This window comes from Xanthomonas sp. LMG 12459 (assembly GCF_009192905.1).
Taxonomy (GTDB): Bacteria; Pseudomonadota; Gammaproteobacteria; order Xanthomonadales; family Xanthomonadaceae; genus Xanthomonas_A; species Xanthomonas_A sontii.
Window position 1 is genome coordinate 1 of the sequence record NZ_NSGT01000072.1, and the last position, 11,391, is coordinate 11,391.

Genomic DNA, 11,391 nt, shown 5'->3' on the forward strand with positions numbered 1-11,391 from the left:
TAAGAGAAGAAGGGCCCTGGCGGCCCGGACATGGGCGATATCTTCGGCGACATTTTCGGCAACATCTTTGGCGGCGCCGGCGGAGGCGGGCGTGCGCCACGGCGTGGCGCCGACATCGGCTACGTGCTGGAGCTGGACCTGGAAGAAGCGGTGGCCGGCATCGAGCGCCGCATCGAGATTCCGACCCTGAGCGAATGCGAGCACTGCCACGGCAGCGGCTCGGAGGACGGCAAGGTCGAGACCTGCGGCACCTGCCACGGGCGCGGCCAGGTGCGCATCCAGCGTGGCATCTTCGCCATGCAGCAGACCTGCCCGCAGTGCGCCGGCCGCGGCCAGATCGTGCAGAACCCGTGCGGCGTGTGCCATGGCGCCGGGCGCGTGGAAGAGACCAAGGTGCTGTCGGTGAAGATTCCCGCCGGCGTCGACAATGGCGACCGCATCCGCCTGTCGGGCGAGGGCGAGGCCGGTCCGGCCGGCACTCCGCCCGGCGATCTGTACGTGGAAGTGCGCGTGCGCGAGCACCCGATCTTCCAGCGCGACGGCGACGACCTGCACTGCGAGGTGCCGATCCGCATCTCGCAGGCGGCGTTGGGCGACACCGTGCGCGTGGCCACCCTCGGCGGCGAGGCGGAGATCCGCATTCCGGCCGAGACCCAGACCGGCAAGCTGTTCCGTCTGCGCGGCAAGGGCGTGCGCTCGGTGCGCAGCCGCAGCGAAGGCGACCTGTACTGCCGGGTGGTGGTGGAGACCCCGATCAACCTCACCGCCGACCAGCGCAAGCTACTGGAGCAGTTCGAATCCACCTTCACCGGCGAGGATGCGCGCAAGCATTCGCCGAAGTCGGCGACCTTCATCGATGGGGTGAAGGGGTTCTGGGACCGGATGACGTCGTGAAGCCGGGATGATCAGCCATCCGGCTGCTTGAAAATCTGGGGATTCGTGATTCGGGATGACAGCCTGCGGCTGTTGAAAAGCCGGGATTCGCGATTTTCCAAACGTTCCTGGCCGCTGCCAGGCTTTTTGTGGGAGGGGCTTCAGCCCCGACCCTTTACCGCCAACGCGTCGGGGCTGAAGCCCCTCCCACATTGGAATGTTTCGCGCGCTGAGCGCAGCGGAGAATTGGGAGTTTCGATGCTGGCTGTGCGTGGGCGTCTCCCCGCACCATGCCCCCGTTGCAGGAGCGGCTTCAGCCGCGACGCGTTCTCGTCGGAGCGTCGCAGCTGAGGCCGTTGTTGCTGAAAGCCCCCGCAACACGGCGCATGCACGCGCCTCTTGGCGCTCTTGCGCCGGCGCTACACTAAGGCGATGAACGCTTCCGCCGACAGCTCCGCTGCAAGTCATCTCATTCATGGTCGCCGCCAGCGCCCCGACGGGCCGGTGCCGGTCGACGTCATTTCCGTGCAGTCGCAACTGGTCTATGGCCACGCCGGCAACAGCGCGGCGGTGCCGCCGTTGCGCGCGCTGGGCCTGCGCGTGGCCGAGATCCCGACCACGCTGCTGAGCAATGCGCCGTTCTATGCGACCTTGCGCGGCAAGGTGCTGCCGTCGGACTGGTTCGCCGATCTGCTGCTCGGCGCCAGCGAACGCGGCCTGCCGCAACGCGCGCGCATGCTGGTGTCCGGCTACTTCGGCAGCGTCGGCAATGGTGCCGCCTTCGCCGACTGGCTCGACGCCACGCTGCCGCAGTGCCCGACGCTGCGCTACTGCCTGGACCCGGTGATTGGCGATATGCATACCGGTCCCTACGTGGAACCGGGCCTGGAAGCGATCTTCGCCGAACGCCTGCTGCCGCACGCGTGGCTGGTGACACCGAATGCGTTCGAACTCGGCCGCCTGACCGGCATGCCGGCACTGGCGCAGGACGAGGCGATCGCCGCGGCGCGTGTGTTGCTGGCGCGCGGCCCGCAGTGGGTGCTCGCGCATAGCGTCGGCGGCGATGCCGGGCAATTGGTCACGCTGGCGGTGAGCCGCGAGGCGGTCTACCGCTGGTGCTCGCCATTGCTGCCGGTGGATGTCGCCGGCACCGGCGATGTGCTGATGGCGCTGCTGGTGGCCTTCCTGCTGCGCGGCGACAGCTTCGAGGCGGCGATCGGTTGCGCCATCGCCGGCGTGCATGCGGCGCTGGAGGCGACCCTGGCCGCGGATGTGGAAGAACTGGACGTGCTGGCGGCGGCGCCGGCTGCGCTGGCCACGCCGCTGCGCTTCGTCGCCGAGCGCCTGGCGTGAGCCTGCACCCGGTCGTCGGCATCGTCGGCAGCGCCGGCGCCTATGGTCGCTGGCTGAGCCGCTTCTTCCGCGAGCGCATGCAGTTGCAGGTGATCGGCCACGATCCGGCCGACCCGCAGTCGCTGGCGCCGGAGGCGCTGCTGCAGCAGGCGCAGGTGCTGATCTTCTCCGCGCCGATCCGGCACACGCCGGCGTTGATCGGCGAGTACGTGCAGCGCGCCGGCGGCCGCGAGCGCGACCAGCTCTGGCTGGACGTCACCTCGGTCAAGGCCGCGCCGGTGGCGGCGATGCTGGCCTCGCAGGCGGAAGTGGCCGGCCTGCATCCGATGACCGCGCCGCCGAAGTCGCCCACGCTCAAGGGCCGCGTGCTGGTGGTCTGCGAGGCGCGGGTGGCGCAGTGGCAGGCCTGGCTGCAGCAGCTGTACGCGGCGCTGGAAGGCGAGTGCGTGCGCACCACGCCCGAACACCACGACCGGGTGATGGCGCTGGTGCAGGCGATGGTCCACGCCACGCATCTGGCCCAGGCCGGCGTGCTGCGCGAGCATGCGCCGGCGCTGGGGCCGTTGCAGGCGCTGCTGCCGTACCGCTCGGCCTCGTTCGAACTGGATACCGCGATCATCGCGCGCATCCTGGCCCTGAATCCGGCCATCTACGAAGACATCCAGTTCGGCAATCCGCATGTCGGCGATGTGCTGGACGGGCTGATCGCGCAGCTGTCGCGGCTGCGCGATCAGGTCGGTCGCGGCGACGATGCCGCACGCGCGCAGTTTCGTGCCGAGTTTCTCGACGCCAACCGGCAGGCGCTGGGCGAGGCGGCGATCGCGCAGGGCAACTACAGCTACGAACGCGTGGGGTACTTGCTCGCCGATCTGACCGAGCAGGCCACGCTCAGCGTCTACTTGCCGGAAGACCGCGCCGGCTCGTTGCGCGCGCTGCTGCACGTGTTCGAGCGCCATGGGGTGAATCTCGCTTCGATCCACTCCTCGCGCACGCAGGCGGGCGAGCTGCATTTTCGGCTCGGCTTCGATCCGGCCAGCGATGCGGGGGCGGTGCGTGGCGCGGCGGCGGAGATCGATGCCAGTGGGATCGGGCGGGTGCTGGCGGGGTGAATTGCACAGCACGCCGTCGTGGCTGAAGCCACTCCTGCAGGAACTTGCGGCGAGTGGGCTGGGGCAGTGTTGGAGGGACTTCAGTCCCGCCGCGGTGCGCCATCGGAACGCGCACCGCTTCGCTCCTCGCGGCTTCAGCTGCGCTCCAGAACACATGGACGCACGACGCCCACCGCTGGATTCATCCACAGCGCATGTGGATGGCCACTGCGCAAACATGTGGATAACTGGCGGCACGCCTTGCGGCGCAAGCCTGTCAAGCCGTGTGGCGAAAAATTCACCAGCTTGCCGCCAGCACCCCGAACGCCAGTGGCGATGACAGGGCATGGCGGCACAGCGTGGTGGCGATGCTAGACCGCGGTGAGGGTCAACTCGCCGCCGGTGGTGACGAACTGCTGACCGCGGCGGATCAGCTTGCGGCCGTCGGCCAGTTCGTAGCGCAGTCCGCTGTCGGCGTGCGGGTCGTGCTGCGCCTGCTGCTGGCGCGGCGCATCGTCCTGGAACTCGGTGATCAGATAGGCCTCGCCGTCGGGACCGAGGGCGGGCAATTGGCGAAAGGACATCGGAAGCCTCCTGTCGAACGCTGCATCGAATGCGGTACGCCTCAGCGGCATTCGCGACACGCGCGGACCGCAGCAGACGCGGCTCGACCGTAGTCCCGCCGCCGTTAGCGCGGCGTGCTCAGTCGATGAACTGCAGGCGAGCGAGTTCGGCGTACAGCCCGTCCTGCGCCAGCAGCTCGGCGTGGGTGCCCTGGGCGACGATGCGGCCATGGTCCATCACCACGATGCGGTCGGCCTTCAGCACGGTGGCCAGGCGGTGCGCGATCACCAGGGTGGTGCGCCCGGCCATCAGCCGCTCCAGCGCCTGCTGCACGGCGTGTTCGCTCTGCGCGTCCAGGGCGCTGGTGGCCTCGTCCAGCAACAGGATCGGCGCGTCCTTGAGCAGTGCGCGGGCGATGGCGATGCGCTGCTGCTGGCCGCCGGACAGGCGCGCACCGCGTTCGCCCAGTTCGCTGGCATAGCCCTCCGGCAGTTGCCGCAGGAACGCGTCGGCTTCGGCCGCGCGCGCGGCGGCCTCGACCTCGGCTTCGCTGGCCTCGAGCCGGCCGTAGCGGATGTTGTCGGCGGCGCTGGCGGCGAACAGGGTGGGGTGCTGCGGCACCAAGCCGATCGCCGCGCGCAGTTGCGACGGGTCCAGCGTGCGCAGGTCCAGGCCGTCCACCTGCACGCTGCCCGATTGCGGGTCGTGGAAGCGCATCAGCAGCGCCAGCACCGTGCTCTTGCCGGCGCCGGAGGGGCCGACCAGGGCCACGCTCTCGCCGGGCCGCACGTGCAGATCGAAGCCGTCCAGCGCCGGGTGATCGGGGCGCTGCGGGTAGCGGAAGCTGACGTTGTCGAAGCGCACCTCGCCGCGAAGCGGCTGCGGCAGCGCGCGTGGCTGCGCCGGCGCGACGATGTCGGGGCGTTCCTGGAACAGCTCGGCGATGCGGCCCATGCCGCCGGCCGCGCGCTGCAGGTCGTTCCAGACCTCGGCCAGCGAGGCCACCGAACCGCCGCCGAACATCGCATACAGCACGAACTGGCCGAGCGCGCCGGCGCTCAATTCGCCGGCGGCGACCTCGTGTGCGCCCGACCACAGCACCAGCACGATGGCGCCGAAGATCAGCACGATGGCCGCGGCGGTGATCAATGCCTGTGCACCGACCCGGCGCCGCGCCACCGCCACGGTCTGCGCCAGCGCCTCGCCGAAGCGGCCGCGTTCGTAGCCTTCGCGCGCGTAGGCCTGCACCGTGCGCACCGCGCCCAGGGTCTCGGCAGCGAGGGTGTTGGCGTCGGCGACGCGATCCTGGCTGGCGCGCGAGATCTTCTGCAGGCGCCGGGCGCCGAGCACGATCGGCAGCACCGCCAGCGGGATGCCGAGCAGGGTGTAGGCGGCCAGGTGCGGGCTGGTCACGCACAGCATCACCACGCTGCCGACCGCGGTGACCGTGCTGCGCAGCGCCACCGACATGGTGCTGCCGATGACCCCGCGCAGCAGTTCGCTGTCGGCCGACAGGCGCGAGACCAGTTCGCCGCTGCGGTTGCGGTCGTGGAACCCGGCGTGCAGGCCGATCAGGTGCGTGTACAGGCGCTCGCGCAGGTCGGCGACGACTTTCTCGCCGAGCAGCGACACGAAGTAGAAGCGCGTGGCGGTCGCCACCGCCAGCACCAGCGCGACTGCGAACAGCAGGGCGAACGACTGATTGATGCGGCTGCTGTCGCTGAAGCCGTGGTCGATCATCTGCCGTACCGCGACCGGCAGGCTCAGCGTGGCGCTGGAGGAGATCGCCAGCGCCACCAGCCAGGCGATCAGCAGGCCGCGCCGGCGACGCACGAACGGCCACAGGGTGCGCAGGCTGCCGAGTCTGCGCAGCGACTTGGCCTGGTCGGCCGACGGGGTGTTCATGCGGGGGCGGGTTCCGAACAGCGGACCCGATTGCGAGTGGCGTCGCGCAGGCGGGTTTTCAAGGCGTCGACGCGATCGCGGGGCAGGCGCAGGCGCAGTTCGGCACCGCCGGCGTCGAAGCGTTCATCGAGTTTTTCCGCGGCGCAGGCGCTCAGCGCGGCATGCACCGCGCCCAGGTCGTCGAAGCCGCAGTGCAGGGTCAGCAGGCTCAAGGCCAGCAACGGTTGCCGCGGCGCCAGGCGCAGGCATTCGGCCGCGCTGCCGCCATAGGCGCGGACCAGGCCGCCGGCGCCGAGCTTGATGCCGCCGTACCAGCGCGTGACCACCACCACCACGCGGTCGAAGCCCTGGCCGTCGATCGCCGCCAGGATCGGCCGGCCGGCGGTGCCGGCGGGCTCGCCGTCGTCGCTGGAGCGGTATTCGTCGCCATGGCGGTAGGCCCAGCAATTGTGGGTGGCGTCGGCCACCATCACCTGCTGCACGAACGCCAGCGCTGCGCCGGCGTCGGCGATCGGCGCGGCGTGGGCCAGGAAACGGCTGTGCTTGATCTCCACGCTGTGGCTGACGGGGTGCGGGAGCGTATCGGGCATCGGCAGCATTGTAGACGAGGCGCGCTGCCGGCCTGCGGCGCAGGCGCCGGCAGCGCGCGGCTCAGTCCTGCAACAGCGGGCGCAGGTCTGCGGGCACCGTGCGGTGCGGGTGGGTGCGCTGGAAGCGCAGCAGGCTGGCGCGGGCGACGTCCAGTTCGCCGCCGTCGCGGCGCTCGCGGATCCGTTGCAGCCAGCGCCGCGGGGGCAATTGTGCGTCGGCCTCCACGGCCACTTCCACTGCGGCCGCCAAGACGCCAGCGGAGGACCGTGGCTGCGCCGATGCGGCAGTGGGCGCGGCAGACGACGTCGAAGGTTGCAGCGACAGCGCCTCCGAGGACCCGGTCGCTGCCGCCTGCGCGCGCGGGGCGGCCGCCAGCTTGGCCTGGCGGGCGTCGTCGGTGGGCGCGCTGCGTGCCCAGGTGTCCTGCGTCGTTGCCGCGCGCGCCGGTGCGCGCAAGGCCATGGCGGCGGGGGAGGCTTGCTGTTCGGCGGCCGGTGCGGCAGCCGGCTCGCTGTTATCCGCTGCGATCGCCGGTGGCGGTGGTGCCGGGGCCGGTGGAGCAACTGGCGCCACCATCGCCGCTGGCGCGGGAGGAGGCATGGGCATGCGGCTCGCGGGCACCGGCTTGCGCGCCTGCGCCTCCGGCAGTGGCGCGGCAGGTGCTTCCGCTTCCCTGCGCGCCGAGGTCACAGGGGCGGGCGCTGTGGCCTTGGGGGCCGCCGGCGCGGTGGCATCCGGGGCCGGTTCCGCGGAGGGCGGTGCCGGCGATGCGGCTGGCGCAGACGCGGCGTCGGTGGCAGGCGTCGCTGCCGGAGCAGGCGCTGCCGACGGCATCGGCGCCGAGGGCACCGGCGGGCGTGCGCGCCAGGCGATGCCGGCCACCAGCACCAGCGAGGCCGCCAGGCCCAGCCAGGTCGGCCAGCGTGATCGCGACGCCGATGCGGCGGGGCGCGATGCCGGCGCGGGGTCTCGCTCGGCCGAGGTGGAGGGGGCTGGGGCGATGGACGCTGGCATCGCGCTGGTGGCTTGCGCCCGCGCGCGCTCCGCGGCGCTGCTGGGATACTCCGGGACCTCGGCGGCTCCCGGTGCGACCGCCGCGCGCGCGGCAGCCAGGATCGCCGCATCCAGCGCCGGCGGCGGCAATGCCTGCCGGCCCAGGCGCAGGCGTTCGGCGAGCGCGCGCTCTTCCGGGGTCAGCGGTTCGTCGGCGCTCATCCGCCCAACCTCGCACGCAGTTTGTCCATCGCATAGCGCAGCCGCGACTTGACCGTCTCGCGGCCGACGCCGGTGATGTGCCCGATCTCGTCCAGGCTCAATTCCTGCTCCAGGCGCAGCAGCAGCACGTCGCGTTGCTCCTCGGGAAGCGCATCCAGCGCCAGTTGCAACTGGCGCCGTTGTTCGAAGGCGGACAACTGCCGCTCCGGGGTGTCGGGGTCCTGCACGCGCGCGGTGCGCAGGTCGGCGTCGGCCGGCGCCGGCGGGCGGTGCTTGGCCGCGCGCCAATGGTCGCCAAGCCGATTGTGGGCGATGCGCAGCAGCCAGGTGGTGAACGCGGCCTGCGGCTGCCAGTCCAGGCGTGCGGCGATCACCCGCTGCCACACGTCCTGGAACAGTTCTTCGGCCAGCGCCCGGTCGCGCAGCTGCCGCAGCAGGTATTGGTACAGGCGGCCGCGATGGCGCAGGTACAGAGTCTCGAACGCGCGTGCGTCGCCGGCGGCATAGGCCAGCATCAGGGCTTCGTCGCTCGCGTCGACCGGGGCGTCCACGGCGGCAAGCCTAAGCGTTCGCCGGTCCGCCGCATAGTCGGGAGGCGGGGGCCCGGGAGAGGGCGTCGGTGGCGGACATTCGGACAACATGGGTAGACAAACGCGTATCGCGACACTTCGGGGTCGATCGGGCGTCGATCGGTGCATGCAACGGGTATGCTGGGGGTGAAAGGGCGAGCGTGGAGCAGTTCCGGGGGCCCTGCAGGAGAATCGTTGTCGATGCTGTTCAATTCGTCCGCCACCGCCCGCGAAGACGCTTCCGGCGGCCATGCGCCCGCCCGCACGGCGCAGGCCTTGTGCGGGCTGCTACCGCCCGGCAGCGCCGTGGTGGTCGGCTGCGGCGACGGCGTGGTCGGGCGCCTCCACGGCGCCAGCGCGGAGGCGCCGGAGTGGCTGCAGGCGCTGGTCGCGCAGACACTGGCCGCCACCGAGTTGCCGCCGTCGACGACACCGACGGTGCTGCACGTGCATCGCACCGTCGAGGGGGCCTGCGTGGTCATCGGTGCGCAGGTGAGACAGCCGCTGGATGAAGCGTACCGCGCCGCCTGGTGCGAGGCCGCGGTCGCCTTCGGCCTCAACCTGCTCGACACCGAGCGCATGCGCGCGCGCATCGAGGGCCTGGAGAAATCCAAGCAGCTGCAGCAGGCGCTGTACGAGATCGCCGATCTGGCCGGCGCCGATCTCGAAATGAGCCAGATGCTGCAGCGCGTGCATGCGGTGCTGGAATCGCTGATGTACGCGGAGAACTGCTACATCGTCGAATACGACGAAGATCAGCAGAGCATGCGCTTTCTGTACTTCTCCGACCGCCACGACGACTTCGTCGCCGATCCGGAGCAGACCTACTTCCTGCGCGACATGCCGCACAGCCTCACCGTGGGACTGCTGCGCCACGGCCGCGCGGTGCGTGGGCCCTCGGAGCAGGTGCGCGAACGCCTGCAGGTGGGCTACAACGCCGAACACGGCCCGGAGAGCCGCGACTGGCTGGGCGTGCCGATGCTGCGCGAGGGCCGGGTGTGCGGCGCGATCGTGGTGCAGAACTACGACTACGCGCTGCGCTACACCGACGCCGACCGCGCGCTGCTGGCCTACGTGGCGCAACACGTGCAGACCGCGATGGACCGGCGCCATGCGCAGGTGCAACTGGAGCGGCGGGTGCACCTGCGGACCCAGGAACTGCAGCGCGCCAACCGCGACCTGCAGGACGAGATCCAGGAGCGCAAGCGCGCCGAGACGCTGCAACTGGCGCTGTTCCGCATCGCCGAGCTGGCGATCCGCTCGGAGAGCCTGCAGCAGTTCTACACCGAGGTGCACGCCATCGTCGGCGGGCTGATCGACGCGCGCAACCTGTACATCGCGCTGCTGTCCGACGACGACACGATGCTGGAGTTCGTCTACTCGGTGGACGAGTTCACCCCCTACCGGCCGCAACGGCGCCGCGGCCGCGGACTGACCGAGTACGTGATGCGGGTACGGCGTCCGCAACTGCTCGAACTTCCCGACATCGACGCCTTGCTGACGCAGGGCGAGGTACAGGAGTACGGCCAGCGCCCCTACAGCTGGCTGGGCGTGCCGCTGTTCGACGAAGGCGAGGTGATCGGCGCGATCGTGGTGCAGAGCTACATCGCCAAGGTGCGGTTCACCGAGCACGACCAGCGCCTGCTGACCTTCGTCGCGCACAACGTCGGCAGCGGTCTGGCGCGGCAGCGCGCGCAGGAACGGCTGCGGTTGGCGCACGCGGAGCTGGAGCAGCGCGTGGAGGAGCGCACCCGCGAGCTGGCCGAGGTCAACGAGCAACTGCTGGCGCAGATCGCCGAACGCTGGCGTGCCGAGCAGCGCCTGACCCACCAGGCGCTGCACGATGCGCTGACCGGGTTGCCGAACCGATCGCATCTGCTGGACCGGCTCAGCGAGGCGATCTCCCGTGCCCGCGGCGGCGGCAGGACCTTCGCCGTGCTGTTCCTGGATCTGGACCGGTTCAAGCTGGTCAACGACAGCATCGGCCACGCCGCCGGCGACGAGATGCTGGTGCAGGTGGCCAAGCGCATCGTCTCCACGATCCGCGGCCAGGACGTGGTGGCGCGCCTGGGCGGCGACGAATTCGCGGTGCTGACGCCGTGCGAGCACGGCCTGGACGGCGCGCGCGAACTGGCGCGGCGCCTGCTGCACGTGCTTGGCCAGCCGATGTGGGTGGCCGGCCGCGAATTGTTCCCGTCCGGCAGCCTGGGCATCGCCGCCTGGCATCCGCGCTACCACAACGGCGAGGAGATGTTGCGCGACGCCGACGCGGCGATGTACCGGGCCAAGGCGCAGACGCAGGACCGCTGCGTGGTGTTCGACGAGGCCATGCGCGAGGCGGCGCTGCGCAGCCTCGACCTGGAGGCGGACCTGCGTCGGGCGATCAACAACCGCGACTTCGAGCCGTTCTACCAGCCGATCGTGCGCCTGCGCGACGGCGAGGTGATCGGCCACGAAGCCCTGCTGCGCTGGCGCCACGAAAGCCGCGGGCTGCTGGTGCCGAGCCAGTTCATCGACCTGGGCGAGGAGAGCGGCCTGATCGAGCAGGTGGACTGGCTGCTGTACGCGCAGGTGATCCGGCGCCTGGCGCAGAGCGAGGGCGGCTACGTCTCGGTTAACGTCTCGCCGCGGCACTTCCGCTCGCCGGATTTCACCGAACGGCTGTTCGGGCTGATCGACACCGCCGGCGCCGATCCGCGTCGCCTGCGCGTGGAGATCACCGAGGTGGCGCTGCTCGACGACGCACCGCGCACCCTGACCATCCTGCAGGCGCTGCGCGAGCGCGGCGTGCTGGCGCAACTGGACGACTTCGGTACCGGCTTCTCGGCGCTTTCCTATCTGCACCGCTTCCCGATCTCGGTGCTGAAGATCGACCAGAGCTTCGTCGCCGGCCTGCAGGACGAGGGCAGCACCGGCAGCCACGCGCTGGTGCGCGGCATTCTCGCCCTGGCCAGCACCCTGGGCATCGAGACGGTGGGCGAAGGCATCGAGACCGAACAGCAACTGGCGACCCTGCGCGAACTGGGTTGCGACTACGGGCAGGGCTATCTGCTCGGGCGCCCGGCCGCCGCGCCGCAGCTGCTTTGAGGCGATCGGGTGCGGAGCGCGGCGCCATGCGCCCGTTGGCCGCAGCGCGACGCGTTGCGGCGCGTTTGTTCGATTCGCGCCTCCGATGCTGGAGCGACTGAAGATGCCGCCATGGCAGGTTGCCGCGTAGATACCGTCTTCCCCCC

8 protein-coding genes and 1 pseudogene are annotated in these 11,391 nt (G+C 70.9%); 4 read left to right on the forward strand and 5 right to left on the reverse strand.

The window, feature by feature from the left end; genetic code table 11:
- Nucleotides 1-12: 12 nt before the first annotated feature.
- The 3 genes and pseudogenes from CEK65_RS15485 to CEK65_RS15495 all read left to right on the forward strand — a co-directional run.
- Nucleotides 13-894, forward strand: a pseudogene (locus CEK65_RS15485) (molecular chaperone DnaJ); the annotation flags it as partial.
- Nucleotides 895-1,305: 411 nt separating this feature from the next.
- Nucleotides 1,306-2,226 (forward strand): pyridoxal kinase, encoded by a 921-nt coding sequence (pdxY, locus tag CEK65_RS15490; protein WP_152182259.1) that lies wholly within the window; start codon nt 1,306-1,308, stop codon nt 2,224-2,226.
- Complete coding sequence (locus CEK65_RS15495) at nt 2,223-3,335, forward strand: prephenate dehydrogenase (RefSeq protein ID WP_017908538.1); 1,113 nt, start codon at nt 2,223-2,225, stop codon at nt 3,333-3,335. Before pdxY ends, CEK65_RS15495 begins: the two co-directional genes overlap by 4 nt.
- A 350-nt stretch (nt 3,336-3,685) precedes the next feature.
- On the opposite strand, the gene CEK65_RS15500 is transcribed toward CEK65_RS15495, so the two are convergent.
- From CEK65_RS15500 to CEK65_RS15520, 5 genes are all read right to left on the reverse strand, one after another.
- Nucleotides 3,686-3,898, reverse strand: a complete 213-nt coding sequence (locus CEK65_RS15500) for a hypothetical protein (RefSeq protein WP_010344257.1) — start codon at nt 3,896-3,898, stop codon at nt 3,686-3,688.
- A gap of 118 nt (nt 3,899-4,016) precedes the next feature.
- Nucleotides 4,017-5,783, reverse strand: coding sequence for an ABC transporter transmembrane domain-containing protein (locus tag CEK65_RS15505; protein ID WP_152182260.1), 1,767 nt, complete (start codon nt 5,781-5,783; stop codon nt 4,017-4,019).
- Nucleotides 5,780-6,373, reverse strand: a complete 594-nt coding sequence (locus tag CEK65_RS15510) for a YigZ family protein (RefSeq protein WP_152182261.1) — start codon at nt 6,371-6,373, stop codon at nt 5,780-5,782. The genes CEK65_RS15505 and CEK65_RS15510 overlap by 4 nt, the downstream gene beginning before the upstream one ends.
- Nucleotides 6,374-6,434: 61 nt before the next feature.
- Nucleotides 6,435-7,589, reverse strand: coding sequence for a hypothetical protein (locus CEK65_RS15515; protein WP_152182262.1), 1,155 nt, complete (start codon nt 7,587-7,589; stop codon nt 6,435-6,437).
- Nucleotides 7,586-8,140, reverse strand: coding sequence for an RNA polymerase sigma factor (locus tag CEK65_RS15520; RefSeq protein ID WP_017909180.1), 555 nt, complete (start codon nt 8,138-8,140; stop codon nt 7,586-7,588). The genes CEK65_RS15515 and CEK65_RS15520 overlap by 4 nt, the downstream gene beginning before the upstream one ends.
- 219 nt (nt 8,141-8,359) lie before the next feature.
- Here CEK65_RS15520 and CEK65_RS15525 point away from each other — a divergent pair, with 219 nt between their 5' ends.
- Nucleotides 8,360-11,245 carry an EAL domain-containing protein gene (locus CEK65_RS15525; RefSeq protein ID WP_152182263.1) on the forward strand — a complete coding sequence of 962 codons (2,886 nt, stop codon included), beginning with the start codon at nt 8,360-8,362 and terminating at the stop codon, nt 11,243-11,245.
- The last annotated feature ends 146 nt before the right edge of the window (nt 11,246-11,391 follow it).